This window comes from Richelia intracellularis HH01 (assembly GCF_000350105.1).
GTDB classification, from domain to species: Bacteria; Cyanobacteriota; Cyanobacteriia; order Cyanobacteriales; family Nostocaceae; genus Richelia; species Richelia intracellularis.
This window is the reverse complement of sequence record NZ_CAIY01000028.1, coordinates 46139-71267: the sequence shown is the minus strand read 5'-3', so window position 1 is coordinate 71267 and position 25129 is coordinate 46139. Positions and strand designations below refer to the sequence as shown.

Here is a 25129-nt window from a genome sequence, read left to right as displayed (position 1 = left end):
ATATTTCTTATGCTCTAATAATAATGAAAACTTATTTAAGTTTATATGGGTGTGTTAATTTTAGGGTAATAAATATAATTGATTACTTCTATCGTAATATACTTTTTTTAACTTTATCAATAATATTAAGCATAAGGGGGATTATAGCAATATCCACTTATCTATACAAATATATTTGTAATATACTGATACCATATTATTAGTACTATTTAGTGTGTTAATAAAAATTTAAACTTTTTCTTAAAAACCTTTATGTTCATATTTGCATACAATACTGTGTTTACTTGGTTTGCGAAAAATAGCTATAAACACTACAAAATTTTGTTTATTAGGAATTTATAGAACTCATAATTTTAACCCAGTCAAATTATATTACTCTATGAAGAGTAGCATAGTAGATTCCTAAATTAGCTAATTTTGCTTATACTTACAATAAGATAAAAAATGTTTCTTTCATATTTTATAACTGAACTTAGTAAAACAGCTAATGATCACTTCAAACCGTCGATATCATATCATTACATTTGGTTGCCAGATGAACAAAGCTGATTCTGAACGTATGGGTGGCACCCTAGAAAATATAGGCTTTGAATGGTCAGAAGATCCTAATCAAGCAAGTTTAATTCTTTATAACACCTGTACTATTAGAAATAATGCTGAGCAAAAACTATATTCCTATTTAGGTAAACAGGTAAAGCGCAAGCATAATCAACCAAATCTAACTTTAGTTGTAGCTGGTTGCTTAGGTCAACAGGAGGGGGAAGATTTACTTAGGCGTATACCAGAATTGGATTTGGTGATGGGGCCACAACACATTAATAGGTTAAAAGACTTACTACAACAGGTATTTGATGGTAATCAGGTGGTAGCCACGGAACCTATATATATCATGGAGGATATAACCAAGCCGCGAAGGGATAGCCAAGTTACTGCTTGGGTAAATGTAATTTATGGCTGCAACGAACATTGTACATATTGTGTAGTTCCTAGTGTACGTGGGTTAGAACAGTCCCGTACTCCAGAAGCAATCAAGAAAGAGATATGGGAAATAGCTAGACAGGATTATAAAGAAATAACTCTTCTAGGACAAAATATTGATGCTTATGGAAGAGACTTACCAGGAATTACGAAGGAAGGCAGACATAAGAATAATTTTACTGATTTGCTTTACTACATTCACGATGTGCCAGGAATTGAGCGTATTCGCTTTGCGACGAGCCATCCGCGTTATTTTACTGAGAGATTAATTAAAGCTTGCGTAGAATTACCTAAACTTTGTGAACACTTCCATATACCTTTTCAGTCCGGGGATAATGAGGTATTGAAGCATATGGCTAGAGGCTATACCCATAATAAATATAGACAGATTATCCATACAATTCGTGAGTATATGCCAGATGCAGCAATTAGTGCAGATGCTATTGTCGGTTTTCCTGGAGAAACGGAGAAACAGTTTGAAAATACTCTAAAACTAGTTGAAGATATTGGCTTTGACCAATTAAACACGGCTGCATATTCACCACGCCCTGGCACACCTGCAGCACTATGGGATGGGCAATTGAGAGAAGAAGTAAAAAATGATCGCTTACAAAGATTAAATCATTTAGTTGCTCTTAAAGCTGCAGAACGTTCCCAAAGATATATGGGTAGGATAGAGGAAGTTTTAGTGGAATACCAAAACCCTAAGGATAAGACTCAGGTTGTAGGACGTAATAGGGGAAACCGCTTAACTTTCTTTACGGGAGATATTAGTGAGCTGAAAGGTAAGCTCGTAAATGTACGAATTACAGAAGTACGAGCTTTTAGTTTAACTGGTATTATATTTGAAGAAGAATAAGCAAGTATTGCATGAATCTTCTATCTACCAGTACCCTTAAAATATTGTAAATAAGCCCTACTAGTTTGGTCATAGAAAATGACCAAAGTGAAGACATTTCAATAGCGATATTAAAGCTGTAACCATAGACGTAAGTATTTATAACCTTAAATATTTACAAGGACCTGTTTTTTTTGATTTCTCCCTGTCTATTAGAGATAGTCATTTAACTATTAAATTCAATTACTAAGGTAGAATAGCTGTTGTTAATTCAAGTAATTAGGCATTTTTTTCTTAAAAAGAGTGTTATAAGCCATGATATATAACAAGTATGAAAATGGTTCAAAAACCTTGAATAAATTATTAGTAACTGATAGAAAGATATGAATAAAATTCAGAGCAATTAACAGACAGAGTGATAAAAATATAAGGGAAAGTAGATGTAATCAATATAAATATAGATTTGAATACTACAATATCATCATAACTATTATTAGTATAAATGCCTAAAAAATAATAAGAAATAGAGATATATTGAACTATAAAAGAACATAAAAATAGACTACAAGTATTTCTTGATATATGTAAATGATCGCAGATATTTTTCCTGTGAAACTAGTAATAATAATTCCTATATTCACTAGGTAAAATAGAAATTATCATAAAAAGAACAATCTGCTGCAGATTAACACATAGATAAAATTATAAATGCTAGTTATTTAACCTTATCAGAATTACACTCAACTTGTCTTCCTAAAACCCATATTAATAAGAGAAATTAGATAGTTAAAAAGTTAAAATAATGATGGTTTTTACCAGTTCAAACTCTATTATTTTTTTTTATAGAACTAGTAATCTTTGCTAAAGTTATAAGTATAAACTTAACCTCTAATAATAAGAGCACTCATGATATAAATTAATTAAAGTTCAAAGGGAATACCATGAATATTGATAATATAATTTAAGATACTGATTAAACCTCCAATATCTTCTTTTCCCCAATAGTTTCAGAATATTTATCTATTTTATAGGTATACATCAGAGTTCAAGCACAAATTTAAATCTCATATTTATATATCAGTTAGCAAATTATATGGATAACATATATTTGTATAATCGTGAGAGGAATACTCTTAAGTTAAAGATTATAAGTATTATTTGAGGAGTATACTGACGGAAATAGTATACTCAGATTGTAATAAATTCACTTACTTTATTGTGACAGCCAGTCTCTATTTCCTTGACTGTTCTATATTCACCATCTTACCCCTTATTTGATAATGTTAGTCTATCTGAATTTAAGTAATGATAGGGATACTGGTGATGACAAAAGTGCAGGTAGGATTACTATTCGGCGGAAATTCTGGAGAGCATGAAGTGTCTATCACTTCCGCTAGAGCAATAATTAAGGCTTTGACTTGCGGGTCAAATATGAATAAATACGATGTAAAACCTTTCTATATTCAAAAGAATGGTGTATGGCAAACTGGGGAAATTCCTCAACAGGTTCTGGATTCTGGTTTTGCTTTGCAGTCACAATCATCTCAAGTGTGGAATTTTCCATCAACTGCATCGGATATGGATGTGTGGTTTCCTGTTGTCCATGGTCCTAATGGGGAAGATGGTACTATTCAGGGCTTGCTTACCTTAATGCAAGTTCCTTTTGTTGGTTCTGGAGTATTGGGTTCAGCGGTAGGAATGGACAAAATAGCTATGAAAACTGCCTTCGCTCAAGCTGGATTGCCCCAGGTGAAATATATGACAATAACTCAATCAAACATTGGATCTAATCCTTGTATTCTTCCTAAGTTATATGATGATATTGATAAAAATTTAGGGTATCCCTGCTTCGTTAAACCAGCTAATTTAGGCTCTTCTGTAGGAATTACTAAAGTTTACGAACGTCAAGGATTAAAACCCGCTTTAAATAAGGCTGCCAGCTATAATCACCGTATTATTATTGAAGCTGGAGTTATTGCACGAGAATTAGAATGTGCCATATTGGGGAATGCTAACCCACGAGCTTCTGTAATTGGTGAAATTAATTACAATAGTGAATTCTATGACTATGAAGCAAAATACACATATGGTCATTCACAATTAATCATTCCAGCAAAGATCGATGATATTATTAATCAAAAAGTTCAGAAAATGGCACTACAAGCATTTGCTGCGGTGAATGCATTAGGATTATCTAGGGTAGATTTTTTCTATTTAGAAGACACAAAAGATATATTAATCAATGAAATTAATACATTGCCGGGTTTCAGCCCCTTTAGTATGTATCCCCAACTATGGGCACATAGTGGAGTGGCTTTTCCAGAATTGTTAGATATCCTAATCCAACTTGCTTTGGAAAAAGAATTTGCTAGTAAACTTGATTAATTATCTAGCCTCACATTCGGATAATATCAAATTTGTGCAGAGCTATTGACCAGAATGAAATTTGTAAATAAGTTACAAAAAGTATGTCTGCTTATATAAAATATATGTTTGTTTTTCTCAACACTGTAACTACAACTACCCACATATAAAATTTGTATAACCGAAAAACTACTAATAAACGTTTGTTATTAGTAGTTAAATATATTTGTTAATATAAACCTAAATTACTCACTATTAGATAGTATTCGGGTAAATATAATAAGGCACTCTGTTATTTGATTTGTAGTTTGATATTGTGGTAAAAAAAATCAATATCAATTTAACAAACAAACTTTGGGAACCTTAGACATGTTAGCAACCTTGGATATGTACTCCTCAAAATAATAGTGGTAAATGACAGTCAGTAGATATTGGTTTGAGTAACATGAATAAGGAATATTTAATAACAAAAATTTTCATGAATATCTATTAATATTAGCAACTGTACTTTATGAAATTACTGTTGAAATTCATTTCGATTTTTCGGGTTTATAAAAATAGTACGATTGTATTGCTATTTATATAAAGATAGTTAATTCACCCAGAATTAAAACAGTAAACATTGAAATTTGAGTTAACCAGGTGCAGCTTTTTAATAAAATAACTAAATTTTACTGTGGGCCATTAGCCAGGGTTTATAACACTTTAGTTGAGGATTATAACAAATTGTTAGTGACTAACGTCACTTTTTTTTATCATTTTACTTGATAGAAATATCAGTATAGATATATTTCTTTTAATAACTTTATTTAGTTAGACTCTTGTATCAGTCTATCAGGGTAATAGTCAAATATAATTCTCAATAATTCTCAGGTTTACAGCTTTGATCAATCAGATTTATACCTAAATTTCTATGCTATGAGCAGCTAATCTCATTCGAGACTTTAACATTTTTCCCTATTTACTTTTCTAAATCGGGAAAAATGTTTCAGTTCTGAAGCTCAGACTAAGTTGTACAGATGTAAGAAACTTACTTTTTAAAAATAATTAGAGCTTAAAATGCAAATATAAAGGACCATAAATTCTTCAGGATCTTTAAGATTTGCTATATTTCCTGTATTTATGTTGGGACTGAGTAATCTATGACTGAACTGCTGAAAAATTTTATGCTCAAATAATTTCTTCGTAACTTATTACTCAAGAATATAAGTATTTTACAGACTGTTATCACAGCTTTAGGGAAATATTCTTAGCTGATGGAGTCAACCTAATAGTTCTAGCTTGGTAGTTTTCTAGCAATGTTGAATTAGTCTAAAATCCGGTAAGCAGTGCAATTGGTTTTAATTCAGTAAGTGTAATTGAGACTCAACTATACTGGTAATACGATGAGTAAGGGGAAAGCTATCAATGACCATTCCTAAACACAACAACATCATGTAGGAAATAGAATAAAGAAATAAACCTCTTGCAAGAGTTTTATCGTCAGGATGATGTAATAATTTCCAAGCCCTATATATAAATACACTACCCAAATAAGTAGCAATTACAACATATACAACTCCTACTTCCTGCAAAGGATATATAAGTAAAAAAGAAGCAAAAACAGTGATTAGGGTATAATTCCAAATCTGTCGCACAGTAAGTGCGCTACCAGCAACTACTGGTAACATCGGTACTCCTACTTTTGCATAATCATCTTTTATCATCAAAGCCAAAGCCCAAAAGTGCGGTGGTGTCCAGAGGAAAACAATAGCGAATAACAACCATGCTGTCCAGCTCAAAGTACCAGTTACTGCAGCCCAACCAACTAATGTGGGAATTGCTCCCGCAGCCCCACCAATAACAATATTCTGTGTACTATGACGTTTTAAGAAGTGGGTATAGATTAAAACATAAAAAACTATACCTGAAATTGCTAACGTGGCAGCCAACAAATTAGCAAATACGGCCAGCAAAATAGAAGAAATGGCAGCTAAAATAATGGCAAAGATCAAGGCATCTCGTGATTGTATCCTACCGGAAGGAATAGGACGGTCACGAGTACGCTCCATGTCATAATCAATATCTCTATCGTAAATACAGTTAATAGTTTGAGCACTAGCAGCAGCCAAGGTCCCACCAACTAAGGTTACTAATAACAACCATGGATTTACTTCCCCATTTGCAGCAATCCACATACTCCCAGCTGTGGTAATTAGGAGTAAGGGAATAATACGAGGTTTAGTTAGCTGATAGTAGCTGTATATAACTTCCAGAAAAGATTCATGTTGGCGGGAGACATTTGTCTCGATCATCTTGGCACTAGTTCCTTATGTTTCAATAGATTAAATGTCAGTCCAGTTCTTATCTGAAATCTGAACTATTCATTAATGAATAGTTCAGATTTTGAGCTACCATAATGAGAAGCTAATCTCAAGATTTTTATGGGTTTTATAATTCTTAGAATCCATAGTGATTAGACTTCCCATCTACTTGAATCGTTCTGCTGCCAATTCCTTATTGTTCAATAACGATTGTAATGTTCACTTTTACTTTTATAGAAGCTATAAAATTCTTATTACTTATTGCTAATAGCTAATACTAGCTATTAGCATACATTACTAAAACATGAGCAATATGGTACCTATGTCATCATGGATTGGATGTAGATTATTATTCTGTTTTAGTGTTAACCAGAGTACCATGTGGTTGATACATACTATTGATAGTGAAGTAATCACGTGTAGCAAAGACGGAGAATACAACTAAAACACCTAATAGAGAAGCTCCTACGGCTTGATGAGTCACAGTTAGAGGTTGTACTTGTAGGTGTAGTTTAAATATAGCTACTCCTAAAAGAATTTGTAGTAATAACAAACCACCAGCCATATTTGCTAGGCGTCGTAATGCTGGATGTAATGCTGGTGTATGCCAAGACATATAAACAACAGTAAGGGTTAAAACTGTAGGAGGTACTAATCCCAAAATATGGCTATACATGATAGTACAAGGCTGATAACCTCCAAAACACTGGTGTAGTGCCCAGCGAGATCCTACTACAGCACCTAATATATTTTGCAGGTAAACCAAAATTGCTGCAGTAATGCTAAGCCAGGGCAACTTACCAACATTACCTGTACCCTGATAGGCTGTAAGGTTTGTACCAATGGTTAATAGGGTAGCAAAGAACAATAATGCTATTCCTAAATGGGCTGTAACAATATCAAATCGCAACAGTTGAGTAACAGTGAGACCTCCCAAAATTCCTTGGAAGATAATTAACAACAGAGCAAAAGTTGATGACCAAGGTAACCATTTGGGTAGAGACATACGATACCACCAAGATAATCCTAGCAGTGCAATTGTGCTCATTCCAATTAATGCTGCATCTAACCGGTGAAACCATTCTAGGAATACCTGAAAATTCATTTGTTCTGTTGGTACTAATTCTCCATAACATAATGGCCAATCTGGGCAAGCGAGTCCAGCATTCATCACACGTGTAGCACTGCCTATTGCCATCAGGATCAATGTGGCTAAGCACATTCCCCACACCAAACGACGAATTTTATCCTCAGGTGATTGTTGTTTTATTTCTACATTCTGTTGTTTTAGGACCAATTCCTTCATGAAAGATACCTTATGTTTGCTCATACTGAGCTGCTCAGATGTTTATTCCAAGAATTTTTTAGATTATCCAATCTATACCCTAGCGCATAGTCCGGATTTAGACATGGGGACTAACCTAATATGTTGATGTAGCTTTAACTAGTTTTATTTTTATAATTATCCTTGGTTTGGGAAATTTTTACAGCTGAAAGGCTTAAGTTTATTTTAATCGTATTCAAATATAGATTAATTTTGGCTCCGCAGTATATTCTTAATCAATGTCCCTATAAACTTATATCAAAAGGATTAAAATAATTTCGGTACATGAAACACCAACAAAAAATTAATAAAAATTTCCCTATCTATTCATAAATATCTAATTGTCTGGACTAACTTGGTAATTAGGTAAGTATGTTTGATAAAAAATAGTAGAGTAATTTAAATTCTTAAATAACCGTGAAAATTCCCAGTTCTATTTGGACATTATTGATTGGTATAGCATTGACCTTAATCAGCCTCTGGTATGGTCAAAATCACGGCCTGCTAACTATTGCTGCTTCGGAAGAAGCAGCCGAAGTAGATGGTTTATTCAACATAATGATGACTATCTCTACAGGTATATTTCTACTTGTGGAGGGTATTTTAATCTACTGTGCTTGGAAATACAGGCGTAAGGCGGGAGATGATACAGATGGACAACCAATTGAAGGAAATGTTCCTCTGGAAATTCTTTGGACAGTAATTCCAGCCATTATTGTTTTGGGTATTTCTGTATATAGCTTTGATGTTTACAGCTCCTTAAGTGGTGTTGATACTCATTCAGTACAACAAGCACCAATTGCCCAGACCTCTCAATCATCTGTATCAGGGAGCGCTATTGCAGCAACTTTACCTGATGCTTCTCAAGTTAAAACTGCAAATATGGATATTTCAATTCCATTAGCACAGAGGAAACCAGCAGATGTTATTGTTAATATCATGGGTTTGCAATATGCATGGATCTTTACCTACCCAAAGACTGGGATTACTGCAGGTGAATTACACTTACCAGTTGGGAAGCAAGTACAAGTTAACATGACAGCAAGTGATGTTATTCATGCTTTCTGGGTTCCTGAATTTCGTCTCAAGCAAGATGCTATTCCTGGTAGGGAAAGTGTATTTAAATTTACACCTAACAAAGTAGGGGATTATGACCTTATTTGTGCAGAGCTATGTGGTCCCTACCATGGTGCGATGAGAACCAAAGTTGTAGTAGAAACTATAGAAGCTTTTGAAAAATGGCAACAGGAACAGTTAGTAGCTAGCAAGGAGAATTTGAATCAGGCATTAGCAATTAATAGTAGAAATGGATCGTCAGCTACATTTTTGAATTCCCATTCAAAACACATGGATATTAGCTAAAAATTACTGCATCCAATTTGTTAATGAGTTGATGTTTAACGACAGATAGTTTGGGTTTAGGATTTATAAAGTAATAAATACTTTACTTTAGGGCCATTAATAACCCAAACATAATGATTTTCCAGATTTAATTTGTAGATTATATCTCGCATTTATAGTCGTTACATGATCAGTTGTTGATCTAAAATCTAAAATAGTTATGACAGAAGCACAGTTAGAAACCCCAGCTTCAAGTCCTCCTGAATTCTCACCTCATGAGGTAAGAAAATGGACTGACTACTTTACTTTCAATACAGACCATAAGGTTATTGCTGTTCAATACATAGTTACGACTTTCATCTTCTACTGTATTGGTGGTGTTTTAGCCGATCTAGTTCGTACAGAATTACGCACACCAGATCCTGACTTTGTAAGTCCAGAGTTATATAATGGCTTATTTACACTACATGCCACAATCATGATTTTTTTGTGGATTGTGCCTGCAGGGGCTGGTTTTGCTAATTTTTTGATCCCGTTAATGATTGGGGCAAAAGATATGGCATTTCCCAAGCTTAATGCTTTAGCTTTCTGGATTTTGCCACCTGCGGGATTATTACTCATATCTAGCTTAATTATAGGTGATTCTCCCGATGCTGGGTGGACTTCCTATCCTCCTCTAAGTTTGGTTACAGGAAAAGTAGGGGAAGGTATTTGGATTATGAGTGTTTTGCTACTAGGTATATCATCTATTATGGGTGCAATTAATTTTCTTGTCACCATAATAAAAATGCGTATTCCTGGTATGACATTTAACAAAATGCCTCTATTCTGCTGGGCAATGTTGTCAACTTCAGCATTAGCATTGATTTCTACCCCAGTACTAACAGGAGCGCTAATTTTACTATCGTTTGACTTGATTGCAGGAACATCATTTTTTAATCCTACTGGTGGTGGTGACCCCATCGTTTACCAGCACATGTTCTGGTTTTATTCTCACCCAGCAGTATATATAATGATATTGCCATTCTTTGGAGTAATCTCCGAGGTTATTCCCGTCCATTCCCGTAAGCCTATCTTTGGCTATCAAGCGATCGCATATTCCAGCTTAGCAATTAGTTTCTTAGGGCTAATTGTATGGGCACATCATATGTTTACAAGTGGTGTTCCTGACTGGTTGCGGATGTTTTTTATGATCGCAACAATGATAATTGCTGTACCTACAGGGATAAAAATTTTCAGTTGGTTGGCAACTATGTGGGGAGGTAAAATTCGTCTTAATAGTGCTATGCTTTTTGCCATGGGTTTTGTTGGCACTTTCGTAATAGGCGGAATCAGTGGAGTAATGTTAGCATCTGTACCCTTTGATATCCATGTCCATGATACATATTTTGTAGTAGCACACTTGCACTATGTATTATTTGGCGGTGCAGTATTGGGGATTTTTGCTGGTTATTATCACTGGTTTCCCAAAATTACTGGCAGAATGTTAAATGAGTTTTGGGGTAGACTACACTTCGTTTTGACAATTGTGGGTTTGAATATGACCTTCTTACCCATGCATAAATTGGGATTAATGGGTATGAACCGTCGCATTGCTCAATATGATCCTAAATTCACTGACCTAAACCAAATCTGCACTTATGGTTCTTATATCTTGGCAATTTCTACATTACCCTTCATAATCAATGTGATTTGGAGTTGGATGTTTGGCATAAAAGCAGGTAATAATCCTTGGCAGGCCTTGACTTTAGAATGGATGACTAACTCTCCACCTGCCATTGAAAACTTTGAAGAACAGCCAGTATTAAAAACTGGTCCTTATGATTATGGTGTAGAGGAAAATTCAGCAAATATGTCGGAAATAGAAACAGTAGCCAGAGCAAGTTCTTAATTTTTACTGTAAGAGTCCTCAATTATAAATTACAAATAATAGTTTCTAGTTTTCCCCAACAATGCATACAACAAATTCTCCTTCAAGAAAGCATCCTTAATGTTTAAATTTGTGGTGAATACATTTTGAGCCCTTGATAATGCAGTAACCCAGATACATCAACTAATACTTATTTTTTTAGATGTGGGATGCTCCCCAAGTGAATAGGTGACAAAACCGAGCTATGCTCTTGTTTATTTTCCCTTGTTAGGAAGAAAACAGGAGCATATTGCAGGAAGTTGATAAACATTTATTTACAATTGTTCTAATAATTGACTCAAAAATTTATGCAAAGCAAAATAATAGACCCAGAAATAATTACCTTAAAACACAATAATAGTGAGGAAGCAGCTCATGAAGAACATCCAGATCTTCGGATGTTTGGACTCATTTTATTTCTCATTGCGGAAGGAATGATTTTTGTAGGTATGTTCGGAGCATATCTTGCATTCCGCTTTACCATACCAATATGGCCACCTCTTGGTACTCCTGAAAGAGAACTACTAATTCCCGGGATTAATACTATCATTTTGGTTGCTAGTAGTCTTGTTATCCACAATGCAGATACAGCTATCAAGAAAAATAATGTTATAGGAATGCAAATTTGGTTCATAATAACCTCTTTCATGGGTGCTGTTTTCTTAGCAGGACAAGTTTACGAGTACAGCCATTTAGAATTCGGTTTAACTACCAATTTATATACTAGTGCTTTTTATGTATTAACCGGTTTTCACGGACTGCATGTCGCAATAGGTGTTCTGGCAATTTTAGCTGTATTGTGGCGATCACTAAAAAAAGAGCACTACAGTAGTAAGAAACATTTTGGAATCGAAGCTGCCGAATTATACTGGCATTTTGTAGATGTAATTTGGATAGGGTTATTTGTATTATTATATCTGCTGTAATTTTAACTGGTATTGCTGAATGCATGTAAAAGTTAACAGGTATAAATATTCTTAGTCATAGATTTGGGCTTTCAATAAAAGCCCAGCATTTTTTTATTTGTAACTAGGTTTAGATAAAAATATCCAATCGTTACACTATACAAGATTTTTATTGGCAAACTAATACTATTAGTAAATGAATCAGAGATAAATTTATCTATTAAAATCAAATATTGCTTTCAATATTTATCATAAGAGTTATTAGATACTTATTTATAATCTTAAATTTTGGCTTAAATCTCGATTATTTTTAGTATTAAAAATGAATACCAGCTTTGATATTTTAATACAGGTATTATATTTTTGTTATATTATATTTAAGTTTCAATACATTCCAAATATATTGGAATTTTAATAGGACAATGCATAGTTATTATTATTTATTTGGATTAGCGGAACTTGTGGTCATAAACTTTCCCCAATTTTACTTTATTTAAAACTGGAACTAACTTGGTTTAACCCAAACTGCCAATCAATAATAAAGATATTTTCACGTTTATATAAATTACCTAAAATAATCAATTCCAGCTATGATGCCATGTTCTTATTTAAAGTCTATTATATAAAGATTTTACCTTTAATTCGGTTTTCTAACTCAATATATACTAATTACTAATTACTAATTACTAATTAAGAGTTTAGGCTTTTTATTAGATAAAGCTTTGAATGTTACTGGTGGCCTTACAAAAGTATTCCTCTGTTAATAAAAAGGTTAATGGTTAGGCAAAATAGCTCTAATTTATAGTTCATAATAACATGGTGGAAATAAGCAAAACATAATAACCTATGCTGAATTTACGTACTAGGCATATAATTACTGAGGAATTACTAACAATATACCGTTTATTATGTATCTTGTTTACCAAATGGGTGGGAGTTAGATACAAAGTGGTTTTCCACAACTTATATTTCTTAATGGTTAGCTAATAGAATAAAGTACTTTCAGGCTTAGTAGAATTTAAGACCTTATTAGTATATAAGTTTGAACTATTTATCTTTAGATATTAATAGGGTAATTGCTCTAGTAGATATTAAATAAAATTTTAATTATATTCAATATACTATTTACCATTAGTATTCGTTTACTTAAGATATATATCTTAATTTTTGTCTAATACAACGATAATCATAATTGCCTACAACTACTAATTTAAATTATATAAATTCCCTCGGAATATATCTTATGCGTGTAAACACTAGCATTAAAACCCAGACCTATAGCAAATTCAGTAAAACAACGAATGGTATCCCAAGACTTTAATAAGCAGAATAGTAACAGTTTAAAGTTTGATTTGATTTATACAATTACTTTTTTGAAATAAGAATTCTTTCAAGCAATGTCTTATGAGGGTAAGTCAGTCTGATGTTTACTTAGATGGTTTAGATAGCATGGAACTTCTACTGGAATACCATAAAAGTAAATCCGTTTATATTCGTAATTACATTGTAAAATTAAACACAGGATTAGTACGTAAGATAGCACATAAGTTTAGCTATCAATGTAATGAGCCTTATGAGGATTTAGAGCAAATTGGCTATATTGGACTAATTCGAGCTATTGAACGTTTTGATCCTATCCAGGGATATGCTTTTAGTTCTTTTGCCTTGCCCTATATACGTGGTGAGGTACTACACTTTTTGCGTGATCGCAGTACTTTATTAAAAATACCTCGTCGCTGGCAAGAACTTTACAACGAAGGACAAAAAGTTTGTCAACAATTAGCAGAATTGTTTGGTCGTACTCCTAAAGATACAGAAGTTGCAGCAGAATTAAATGTGTCTGTTCAGGAATGGCAAGAAACAAAATTGGCCTTACAAAATCGCATACCCTTAAGTTTGGATGCTACTGTGGTTCATTGTCTTGATTGTCAAATTACTTTAGGTGAAGCATTAACTTGCCCTCGGACTGCTGTACAACGGCAACAAGAAGAGGAAAGGCAGCAATTACAAGGTGCAATTAGTCTATTGGAAGATAAAGCTCGTATAGCTGTGGAGATGGTATTTCTCAAGGAACTATCTCGCAAGGATGCTGCCAAAAAAATTGGTACTAGTCAAATGACTATTACACGTTACTTGCAGAAGGGTATTCAAGATTTAAAAAAAGTGTGCACTTTGAGACCAAAAGTCATTGCTAGTAATTCTTAGTCACTATGCTATCTATATTGGGATCAGTTTTAATTGATCAGCTAAGGACAGAAATTAACTCAGCTAGTTCCTAGGAGTGTTAAACTTGCCCGGAAAACCAGGTTAATCAGTCACTATTTTTAATTGAATTTATGCTGATTAAATGGTCATTAAATTGATAAGATAAATAAATCAGCTGATATCTAAGATTTTAAGTCTGTGACTACTCCTTTTATCATGGAAGCAATATTCGTATCAGTAGCTTTAGGTAAATAATAGTAATTACCGCCAGATGTTTTGGCTAGCTCTTTGGCGAAACCCGTAGATACAAATTTACTTTCTGTATCAATAACCAACATTTGTATTCCTAAAGATCTAATTCTGCTAGAAATTTCTAATAATTCACTTTTAATATCCGGCTTTTCTCCTACTTCTTGTATTTCTCCTAGAGAACGGGATAGAGGAATGTTCCCTCGTCCATCAGTAATTGCCACAATGGTAATTTGACCAATATCTCCACTAATTTGGGCATTTAAGCCAATACGTACGGCTTGAGTTAAACCATGAGCAAGAGGTGAACCACCTCCACAGGGTAGGGTTTCTAACCTTTTTCTTGCCAGGGCAATGGAACGGGTGGGAGGCAATAAGACTTCTGCCTCTTCTCCCCGAAATGGAATTAATGCAACTTGATCCCGACTTTGGTAGGCTTCTGTTAATAATTGCATAACTGCACCCTTTGCTGATTGCATGCGGTTAAGAGCCATGGAACCAGAAGCATCTACTAAAAATATAATTAATGATCCTGCTTTGCGTACCAAGCGTTTAGAGCGTATGTCTTCCTGCTCAATAATGACTTTTTTATTGGTGCGTTTCTGCCTACGAGCTTTTTGATAGGGTGCAGCAGCCCTTAAAGTTGCATCAACAGCAATACGTTTAACTTTGCTTTTAGGTAACATGGGTTTGACATAGCGCCCTCTCTCATCAGAAAAAATAGTGCTGCGACTACCTGATTTACCTTTGCGCTGTGCTATCTGGGAAAAATATAGAACACTTGGATCAAGGATTATACCTTCAGGGTTGAACACAAATTCTTCAGGAATACTTAGTGTCTCATTTTCCTGTTGCTGTTCCGGCACATTTTGATCTTTCTGTTCCTGTTCCTGTTCTTTTTCTTGTTCAAAATTATCTTCTGGCCCTTGTTGATTTTGTGGAGGAGGAGATGTTCTCTCTGGAGGTGGTGTCTGCACTGATTTAGAACGGGGAACAATGACTAACTCAACAGCTCTTTGCAAGTCGTCAGCGTTAACTTGTTGTCGTCCATCCAAGGCAGCAGATGCTTTCGCAACACGAGTAGCAAACAATTCTGCCCGATGACCTTGTACACATCCACGAACTGCCTCTTCTACTAGATATGTGATTTGTTCATGGCTCACTTTAACTTCTCTAAGCCATTCTCGTGCGAAGATAATTTGGGTTTTTATCGCATCTATTTCTTGTTCATATTGCTGGATAAATTTTTGGGGAGACAAGGAATAGGATACTGCCTTTTCTACTGCCTGTACACGTTCATCTAATCCCAATACTCCATCTGCAGAAAGAGAAATAGCAATTCTATCTAGCAAATGCTCCTGGACATTACCCTCTTCAGGATTATAGGTAGAAATAAATATGGGTTTACAGGCATGCTGAAAACTAATTCCTTCTCTCTCTACCTGGTTACGTCCTTCAGTTAAGATAGTTAACAACTGATTACTAATTTGACTATCCAAAAGGTTAATTTCATCTATATATAAAACTCCCCGGTTAGCTGCAGCAAGTAATCCAGGCTGAAATATAGTTTCTCCCTGTCTCACTGATTTTTCTACATCTACAGAACCCAGAAGCCTATCTTCTGTTACTCCTAGTGGAATTTGTATAAAGGGGGCAGGAATTATTTCCTTTGGTACATCTATTGCGGTTTCATACCTGGATAGCAGTTCATCATCCCATTCTTGTGAATTGTAGGGATCACAATTACTAAAGGAGCCAGAAACAACTTCAATGGGAGGAATTAAGGAGTAAATTGCTCTTGCCATCACTGATTTTGCAGTACCACGACGGCCTGCAATAACTACTCCCCCTAATTCCGGATCAACTGCCGCCAGTAAAAGGGCTAACTTAATTGCTTCTTGACCAACTACAGCAGTTAAGGGGAAATTTGCAATATTTTGTGCAGAGGTAGAAGTAGACATAGTTTAAATTAACATTTAATCTTGGTTTCTAGCATATCAAAACCTGACTTGGTTTTGGATTTTATGTTTTATTCAAAGTCAGTTAAGTATGCACTTTGTATATATAAATTTCAGTCCATAATATTTCCTAAATATTATGGAAAATACAGGGAAGAGAATAAGGAGGTAATCGATGCCTACACCCTAAAATTATTAAATGTATATAATTTATAAAAATATATTATGGTATATACCTAATTAAAGTAAGCTAAGTTAAAGCGTAAAGCTGAGTAAAGAATATATATTAATGATAAATTTGCTTTGGGTATTTTGCATTAGCTGAAGTATATCAAAATTCTTACAAAATATAGAAAAAATATAATTATGTCGACAGATAATTAATTATTATTAAATAATATGGTCATAAAAATGTTACTTGTAATGCTATTAATAGCTAAGTCTTTATCAGCCTGAATTCTTATATTCTGACTCTAGAATATAAGAATTCCATAATCCTTATCATGTATGATTGATTTAATCCTCAAAATTTATTCTTTTAAACTTGGTTTAATTAACCACTATTAATATTTTTATTGGGATATATTTATACTATTCCATTAACATTAGATTCTAAGACATCTCAAAATCAAGTTGCCACTGCCAAGTGTCAATTAACAATTATTTATATTTTTATGGGAAAAGTAAATTTTTGATTTTCTAGACTTTGATACATTTGAATGTAAGTTTTTAATTTACCAAAGTTTCTAAAAAAATTATTTACTTGCTTGTGCCAGAGACATATTATCAAACACCTTGAAATTCATTTATTTAGTAAATTTAGTAAATTAAAAACTGCACAAGGATCAAGCTACAAACTTGCTTGATACTAATATGTTCGATACCATTAGACCTAGCTACCGGATTTATAAGAGTATAATTCATGCTTCCTCTGCATAATTTCCACTATTTAGACCGCAATTCCCAAGGGGAAATTAACAGTATAAGGCTCTTCTAAGGACTGCTGATTACTTGTTTGAATAACACCTAGATATGTCAACAGAGATTTAATTTGTTGAGAATTGGGAAAATATAAGCAACCTTGTTTTGTAAATAAAGATGTATTTGCAAGTTGCTTATAGAAACTATTTTCTTGTGAAATAGGTGCTAACCAATTATAGTCGGGCTTGCTGGGGAGTAAGCCTGCTGGAACTTCGCCTTCAAGAAAAGCTAATAACCTTTTTTGACAGATACGGGTGTTAATCCCTCGACTTTCAAGTAGTTGAATAATCTCACTGAAAGAGACACTTCTATTATCTGGCAATAAACGTAACATCTCTGTAAAGAGGAAATAATCTGTATACTGTTGTCTGGGTATGTCTAATACCTGGGGGTAGAATGGCAGTAGTGCTAAACCATATGCTGTATAACTACACTTGGGACTACCATCATCACCCAAGTATGAATTCTGAATTATTTTGGCATTTGGTAGTTTTTGTCTTAACCACTTGGCAACAGAGGTAATTGATGCTACCCCACCAGTAAGTATCGCTTGGTTGATAGCCTCCGTGGGAATACCTCCTGTTACTAGTACCTTATTCAATTCTCGGTTTAGACGACGAATAAAGGGAACAAAAATTTGACTTTCTAAGTCACGACGTTGCAATTTCCAGCATTGATCAGCTAGTTCCAATACGAAAGACTCTTGATGTTGCAAAATTAATTTTAAGGCAACAGCGGCATCCAATAGTGCTTTACCCAGAAGAGAGCTTTCTAAGCGTCGTTGTAGCTGAATCCTTTCAGGAATATCTAGTTCTCCTGGCTGGGGAAGTTTAAGTTCAGCTAATCTCAAAGTATTCCAGCACACTTTTTCTAGACCTGGAATAGATGGTTTCCAGTGGAAAGGATCACTGCTGCTATTATTTATTCCTTCTATATTTGTCTGACGTGGTTCTCGCCATTTTTCAGGTAGGAGCAATTGAGAAATAATATCCTGCTCAATTCCTTGGCCTGCGTAAGCAAAACCATGAAGAATAAAATTATCATGATTCAATTCAAGCAGATTATCGGGTACATCAGTTAGCCCCATTTCTGTGTTCTTTGCACCAATATTAATTATTAATGTATTCCCTTCTAGAGGATGATTATCAGAATGATGAGTATTAGGAGCATTTAATTTGACTGACTGCTCAGGTGGATTATTCAATGTTATCAGTAAATTAGCTATCACATCTTCTATAAAAAATACTTGTTGGGGATGTTGTACAATTTCGCCTGTAATTAAGGCTTCTCTGAGGTTAAAGCGATATTGTTCTGGGCCATTAGCAGGACAGTTACAAATAACCCCAGCAATATTATTAATAATCTGATGGAATCTTTGTTGTTTAATTCCCACTGCACAGGCCATTAAACCGGGGGTAGTACTGGTGGAATCAGACTTTAGGGTAAGTAATAATTTGGAGAGTGATCGTACTACCCAAATTAAGGGTACAGTAGAGTAATCGTTTATTTCCAAAAATGGTTCCCATTTCTGTTGCTGATTCTCATAAGGTATTGCTACCTGTAAATAGGGTTTTAATTGAGCAGAAAATATATTTTGTAGTTGTTCTGGTGGGGAGGAATTTTCATAACCCCTTGGCTTTTCTATTGCCCCTTTAGGAATATAAACTTCTGCAGGTAGACGGAATGAGTTTCCTGAATAATTAGAATTAATTGCTTCTTCTGATGACCAGTAAATAGGATACATCTCTGTAGTAGTGCGATTTAGTAACACAGCGGAAATACCTGTACTACCAATATCAAGACCCAAGTACCATATGCCATCATCTGTATTAATATTGATATCTGGTGTGTTAATTGGATTGAAAACAGAGAGTCGATAATTTGCTTTGTGATTTCTTACAGTAGAATTTACCACTGATGTATTTTTTAAAACTTTAGGGTCTGATACTTTTTCCCATGAGGTAAATTTTTCCTTGGCTGGAGTTATTTCTTCTATTTGGTTGTCTACTTGTTTTTCTTGAGAACCAAGAAAAATTTCTGGAGCCTGTTTTGTTATTCTGAGTTCGCTGCTGAAGTTTCCTTGAGGTTTAAATTCATTATCAAACCGCTCTAAATCCTGAGCTACTTGCTGTAAATTGTCTTTACCTAAAGAAATTTCTGGAAACTCAACTTTTCTATCAACTCTTTCCTTGAATAAATCTTTCCGCAGAGTAGGTAAAACTGGATGATCTGAAGATTCTTTTAAGCAACCTGATTCTGAATTTGTAATTAGGGGTTGAGAGTTATATTCAACCGATGTATTAGCTGGGATTCTTTCATCTATTTCTGCTTTAAGAATACTGGATTTCTCTGTGGTGATATCTTCTGCAACTTCTATTTCAACAAACAAATCATTTAAAGTTTCGATGCTTTCCTGATTAGTCAGTTCAGTAATATTATGACTAGATCGAGTTAAAGATATTTGTGAAGAGATATCTGCGACTGATTTCTGCGTTGCTTCTGGAATATCAGAGGTAATATTTTTACTTACATCTGATATCTCGTTTTTTTGATTATTCCCTGAGGAATAGCACTATTAATTTGATTGCTTTCCAACAAACTATCATCTGTTTTATCAAACCACATACCTAAACCAGGGAAATTACCAGTATTTCCATCTGTATAAATATTACTCATCTGAGTTTGATGCAACTTTTCTGACATCAAGTTGCTGCTGTTTGCTATAGCGTCTAATTCTAAAGTACCAAAGTGAAGTTTTGGCTCTGGAGGCTCTTCTGAAGATCTTATAGATATACTTGTTGTTTTTGAAGGTTTTATTAATTCTGTATTAGTTTTATTTTCCGTTGTAGTGCTAAATAAACAGGCGTATAGTTCATCTACAGAATCATTGCCAAGACTACCATCATTTGAAACAAAGTCAGGAGCATTTATATTCTGATTACTAGAATCTACAGACTCTTTTGTTTGATTTTTTTCTAAATCTAGGGAGATAGGTTGATAGTGTTGGATTTCAACATCATGATTTTTTACGGAAAGGTCATAACTATCTTCTGATTTAAGTAAGCATTCTGAATTATTAACATTTAATTTTGTAGAAATATAATTTTCTCCATCAAAGTTAGATTTTGGTGTTGATAGAGATGAAGAAACAGCAACACTTTCTGATAGCACATCTAATTCAGAAGAATTCATATTATTTTTATGTTGCATCAGTCCAGTCAAATTATCAATCAATGCTGTAAATAATTGTTCCCCTTCTGTTCCTTTACTGTGCATTCTATCAATAGCTTGAGATAAAGATTCATGATAAGTGTAAATGTTACGTTGTAATCCTTGGAAGACGATGTTTACTGTACCATCAAGAGCTATCAAACGGCTTTCTAAATCGTTGGCTAGATGCTGTAACTGATCAATGTGAGTAGCTGCTTCTAATTCATTAACCTTAGTACTGATTGGGGGGTCAAAAGATAATTTCTCTTCTATACGATGTATTAACTCCTGTAAAAAACCAGAAATGATCTTTTCTTGATTTTCCATTTGCTGAACTACAGAATAACTATGCAGTCTTTTTTGTTCTAATTTTTTGATTTCTTGTACTAAATTAGCTCGTTCTTGTAGTAGCATTTGTAACTCAGTGTGCAATGGCTGCAATAATGCAGAAACTTCTGTATATTGGGAAAGTGATTTTTCCCCTGAATAACGTTCTCTATCTGCAAATTTAGCTATTAAAGGAGAGCGAGTATACGGTTCCGGCTGAGTTTCACTACTATCCAAGCGAACCAAAAAATCACGTATCTTTTCCAGAATAGCTTTAGCTTCTTGTCCTTGAGTTGATATTAGCCGAGATAAAAGATTATTTTTATTGTTAAGTAAACTATCAATATCTACAATTAGTCCTTGAATTTCATTAATCCTGGAAGTCACTTTTATATACCTTAGAGAAAACTCTACAATTTATAAGTGGAATGTCTATTGTTAACATACAAATCTATCAACTATCAGGTATTTCATACCTGTTTAACAGCTTTTGACATTAACCTAACTGCTTTAAGTCTCCTGTATTTAAGGAGAATATAGTATAAGATAACGGTAAAAAAGATTTGTTAGTAAGTGTATTTGAAAATTCTCATTGGATTATAAAATTCCTCTTAGGAAAATAAAATTATTTATTGGGTATTTTCTAATTGAAATCATCATAATTTTTCTCCTATCGTAATTTAATCAATAGTTAAATCAGAATTATATTAAGACGAATTTAAGCAAAAATGAAGATATAAAGCAATCAGAAAATCTCACATTGGTAAAAAGTTAGATTTTCAATCTTCAAGTATATAATTTGAGGTGATATTGCTATATTTTTCTTGTGAGTCCTGGCATAATTTTGTTAATTTCGATACTTTTACAAATATTATATCTACATATAAACCCGTAAATGTACAGTCTAGCATAAGCTGAATTTTATATACAAAGAGGCCATCGGAATATCTAATTATCCCGACAGCCTCTTTGCATCATTTCTTATAAATAAATTCATGTATAAGAAATACTATATATTTGAATGGTAAGTAAGTGGTCCAGAAGATTTTAGATGGGAGTTAAATTTTATGGAGGAATATTAGTCTTAAATTTTATTTTGTTAATCTAAATATTTCAATCATTATCTTGAATTGTCAGTATATAACTACAAGACTTTTTTAATTTGTTGCAAACAAAACTCACATTAAAAATGAGACCATCAAAACTTGTAGCAAAATGATGAATACCAAGTCAATCATCAGTATATTAGGTTTTTAAAAATCTGATTACCAATTATGGATACGCTACCATATATGAGCTTAGAGAGAAGATAAATATTGATAAACCAGAATAAAAATTTATTTGCTGCACCATTAAGGAATTAAGTGTTTTAAGTATTTTAGTGAAGAAACTTAAAAAAATGAACAGAGATTTTATGTTTAACTGAAATCAGAAATTATTAGTACCTTTAGACAAATAAATTAGCCTAATAAACTAACATAATAAATCAAGGCTAATTTTACCTATTCCCTAATACATAATAGTTATGAGTATTTTAGAATCCAGTTCAGAAGAACCAGAAGAAGACTTATCTGAGAATTTAGCAACATCTTCCCGTGTAAATTTAAATTTACACGGGAAGATGTTTTGTAAGCCTGGGTTGAAACTAGATAAACCTTTGAGAATGGTTGAGACTGCTTTTTTAGCAAGTACTGCCAGTCTAATTTGGCTCATTGACTTCTACTTTCCCTTAGGTCCAATTTTACGGATATTTTTCCCTGTTCCTATTGCCTTGGTCTATCTTCGTTGGGGTAATAGAGCTGCATGGATGGCTGCAGTAGTTTCTGGTTTATTATTAATGGTTTTAATGGGACCTATTCGTAGTTTACTATTTGTCATGCCATATGCACTAATGGGGGTATTATTAGGTGCAACCTGGTATTATCGTGTTTCTTGGCTGATTTCAATTATATTGGGAACATTACTAGGAATTGTAGGATTATTTTTCCGTATCTATTTGCTGTCTTTGCTTTCCGGTGAAGATTTATGGGTATATATGATCAACCAGGTAACAAGTTTTTTAGAATGGGCATTTCTAAGTTTAGGTATGTTAGAAACACCCAGTATTTTACTGATTCAACTTAGTACACTGACTATAATTGCTTTTAATACTTTTATGTATTTATTTGTTGTACACCTTGCCGCATGGTTATTATTGAACCGCTTAGGTAATCCTATCTCCCGTCCCCCTCATTGGTTAGAAGTTTTCTTAAATTATTAGTAATTTAAATTTAGATGAAGAATAAAGGTAAAACATATGTAATCATTCATTGTGAACCCAAGCGAAATAAAGCTTACTAATTCTGAATATATATGGGGGCAAAGTATTTTGTTGGATAATTTAAATACTTTTAGGAAATGTAGGAACTAACATAATCCCAAACCCATATCTTGATTTATCTCGACTGCAATCAGTATAAGTAGAATTATAACTAATTCAAAATCGGATGATTCGCATTTGCACTCAGCTGAGTCAAGGTCAAACATGGATTGAACGTAATCGTGGCAGCTCACCACAATTTGCATGTGTTTTAGGTTTTACCGCTACTGGTTTAATACCAGGTATTTCTGCAGCAGGACGCACACCTCAAGACCGTAAATATACTGCTTGTGCTGATGCAGAGTTTTTATACTATGGCAACTTAAACGAGAAAACTCAATACCCCTTACCACCCCTAGCTGCCGGAGTATCTCCAGTTATGATTTCTCGTGCAGTGGTTGAATCACTCAAGATTCCAGCGTACTTGTTTAACGCGGGCTTACCTGTGATGCCCAGTGTACCAACGATAAATTTAGGTGGTTTCCCAGCGAGATCCTTAACTGGAGGTAAAGCCATGGAAATAAGTAATGTCCAACATTTACTTAGCCAGGGATTAAAATGGGGAGAAAGGTTAGTGAGCAGAATCAATCATGGATATTTAATTATTGGGGAGTGTATTGTGGGGGGAACTACAACAGCTTTAGCAGTTTTAACTGGTTTAGGTATTGCAGCAGCAGGAAAAGTCAACAGTAGTCATATGACTTGCAATCATTCCCAAAAATGGGAGGTAGTACAAGCTGGCCTAAATAGTATTTACGAAAATGCTATTGAAAACCTTGATCCTCTAAAATTAGTTGCTGCCGTTGGTGACCCCATGCAAGTTGTAGTTGCAGGAATGGCAATTACAGCCAGTCGTAGCTGTAGTGTTATGTTAGCAGGTGGGACGCAGATGTTGGCAGTATATTCTCTTGCCTGTGCAATTACTCATTTCCATAGCCTATTGTGGACTCCAGCTAATATTGTTGTGGGGACTACCCGTTGGGTTGTTGAGGATTGTACTGGTGGAACTTTGGAACTAGCAGAACTGGTTGCAGCATACAGTCAAAAAATGGGTGTAAATCCTCCACCTCTGTTCGTCACTCAATTGAGTTTTTCTGATTCCACATATCCACAATTACAAGCTTATGAACGTGGGGTTGTGAAAGAAGGTGTAGGTGCAGGAGGTAATTGCATCGCAGCTTCTCTCAGTTATGATTGGCAAAATAGTCAACTTTTGGAAGCAGTTGAACGTCAATTGGAGTTGTACCAAAAAACTCACTCAAATTGAAAGATACCAGGGCTCTGATTTACTGGAGATATTGAATAGATTAATATTGTTTTTTTAGTGTTTATGTACAGATGTTATTATTAGTCTCCATTGAAAATTGAACCTTTTTAAATTTTTATGACCACCATGTTACTTTTTATTTATTTAAAGAAACTAACCAAAACGTAAATTTATCTTTACTCTTCTTCAAGAGCTAATTCTCTTAAGCAGCAATTGTTCTTCCAAAGCTGCTATGCGGTTGTAAGCAGCTGTTAACTGGGCTGTTAGCCTTTGCATCTGAATTTCTTGGGTTATTTGCTGTTCTCCTACTTGTATATTACTCTCCGGATACATCCCATCAAGCAAAATATCTTTATGTCCCATCTCTGGGTGCAAATTTAAACTTGCTTGGAAGTGAGGTCCTTCTATCTTCATATTGTTTCCAGGGATATCTGTAATTTCTACTTTATCCACTAAAGAAGAGTCTGCTAAAGCATGAGAAAATTTTCTATCTAATTTCTCTATTACCCGATAAACAGCATCAATCTTAGTATTCAAACTTAATATTTGATTATGTAATGACTCCATTGCTATGCTCTTTTTTACGAATTAATCTTACTTGTATATATTAT

The 25129-nt window shown here is 34.0% G+C and carries 13 protein-coding genes and 1 pseudogene; 8 read left to right on the top strand and 6 right to left on the bottom strand.

Annotated features, from left to right (window positions below; all coding sequences use genetic code 11):
• The first annotated feature begins 487 nt into the window (after positions 1–487).
• Together miaB and RINTHH_RS03245 are read left to right on the top strand one after the other, a co-directional pair.
• Complete coding sequence (gene miaB, locus RINTHH_RS03250) at positions 488–1837, top strand: tRNA (N6-isopentenyl adenosine(37)-C2)-methylthiotransferase MiaB (protein WP_081606219.1); 1350 nt, start codon at positions 488–490, stop codon at positions 1835–1837.
• Between the two features lie 1302 nt (positions 1838–3139).
• Positions 3140–4201 carry a D-alanine--D-alanine ligase family protein gene (locus tag RINTHH_RS03245; protein WP_008232829.1) on the top strand — a complete coding sequence of 354 codons (1062 nt, stop codon included), beginning with the start codon at positions 3140–3142 and terminating at the stop codon, positions 4199–4201.
• Positions 4202–5520: 1319 nt separating this feature from the next.
• Here RINTHH_RS03245 and RINTHH_RS03240 read toward each other — a convergent pair.
• Together RINTHH_RS03240 and RINTHH_RS03235 are read right to left on the bottom strand one after the other, a co-directional pair.
• Positions 5521–6474, bottom strand: coding sequence for a heme o synthase (locus tag RINTHH_RS03240; protein WP_008232828.1), 954 nt, complete (start codon positions 6472–6474; stop codon positions 5521–5523).
• A 358-nt stretch (positions 6475–6832) separates the two neighbouring features.
• Positions 6833–7789, bottom strand: a complete 957-nt coding sequence (locus RINTHH_RS03235; protein WP_044304499.1) for a COX15/CtaA family protein — start codon at positions 7787–7789, stop codon at positions 6833–6835.
• 435 nt (positions 7790–8224) lie between these two features.
• Between RINTHH_RS03235 and RINTHH_RS03230 the strand changes: the two genes are divergently transcribed.
• The 4 genes from RINTHH_RS03230 (at position 8225) to RINTHH_RS03215 (ending at position 14167) form a co-directional block, all read left to right on the top strand.
• Entirely contained in the window at positions 8225–9169 is a 945-nt protein-coding gene (locus tag RINTHH_RS03230) for a cytochrome c oxidase subunit II (protein WP_044304498.1), read from the top strand.
• A 199-nt stretch (positions 9170–9368) separates the two neighbouring features.
• Positions 9369–11039, top strand: coding sequence for a cytochrome c oxidase subunit I (gene ctaD, locus RINTHH_RS03225; protein WP_008232825.1), 1671 nt, complete (start codon positions 9369–9371; stop codon positions 11037–11039).
• Positions 11040–11365: 326 nt separating this feature from the next.
• Complete coding sequence (locus RINTHH_RS03220) at positions 11366–11983, top strand: cytochrome c oxidase subunit 3 (RefSeq protein ID WP_008232823.1); 618 nt, start codon at positions 11366–11368, stop codon at positions 11981–11983.
• A gap of 1383 nt (positions 11984–13366) precedes the next feature.
• Positions 13367–14167 (top strand): RNA polymerase sigma factor SigF, encoded by an 801-nt coding sequence (locus tag RINTHH_RS03215; protein ID WP_008232822.1) that lies wholly within the window; start codon positions 13367–13369, stop codon positions 14165–14167.
• Between the two features lie 182 nt (positions 14168–14349).
• Here RINTHH_RS03215 and bchD read toward each other — a convergent pair whose 3' ends face one another.
• From bchD to RINTHH_RS03200, 3 genes and pseudogenes are all read right to left on the bottom strand, one after another.
• Positions 14350–16377 (bottom strand): magnesium chelatase ATPase subunit D, encoded by a 2028-nt coding sequence (gene bchD, locus RINTHH_RS03210; RefSeq protein WP_008232821.1) that lies wholly within the window; start codon positions 16375–16377, stop codon positions 14350–14352.
• 946 nt (positions 16378–17323) lie between these two features.
• A pseudogene (locus RINTHH_RS03205) lies at positions 17324–19216 on the bottom strand (hypothetical protein); the annotation flags it as partial.
• Between the two features lie 665 nt (positions 19217–19881).
• The gene (locus RINTHH_RS03200) at positions 19882–21279 is read right to left on the bottom strand and encodes a hypothetical protein (RefSeq protein ID WP_008232819.1); all 1398 of its coding nucleotides are present in this window, start codon (positions 21277–21279) and stop codon (positions 19882–19884) included.
• 1138 nt (positions 21280–22417) lie between these two features.
• Between RINTHH_RS03200 and RINTHH_RS03195 the strand changes: the two genes are divergently transcribed.
• Together RINTHH_RS03195 and cobT are read left to right on the top strand one after the other, a co-directional pair.
• Positions 22418–23152, top strand: a complete 735-nt coding sequence (locus RINTHH_RS03195; RefSeq protein WP_008232818.1) for a DUF2232 domain-containing protein — start codon at positions 22418–22420, stop codon at positions 23150–23152.
• 226 nt (positions 23153–23378) lie between these two features.
• A complete protein-coding gene (gene cobT / locus RINTHH_RS03190; RefSeq protein WP_008232817.1) occupies positions 23379–24518 on the top strand; it encodes a nicotinate mononucleotide-dependent phosphoribosyltransferase CobT in 1140 nt (379 codons plus the stop codon).
• Between the two features lie 186 nt (positions 24519–24704).
• Here the strand turns inward: cobT and RINTHH_RS03185 are convergent, their stop codons facing one another.
• Positions 24705–25085 (bottom strand): hypothetical protein, encoded by a 381-nt coding sequence (locus RINTHH_RS03185; RefSeq protein WP_008232816.1) that lies wholly within the window; start codon positions 25083–25085, stop codon positions 24705–24707.
• Positions 25086–25129: the final 44 nt, after the last annotated feature.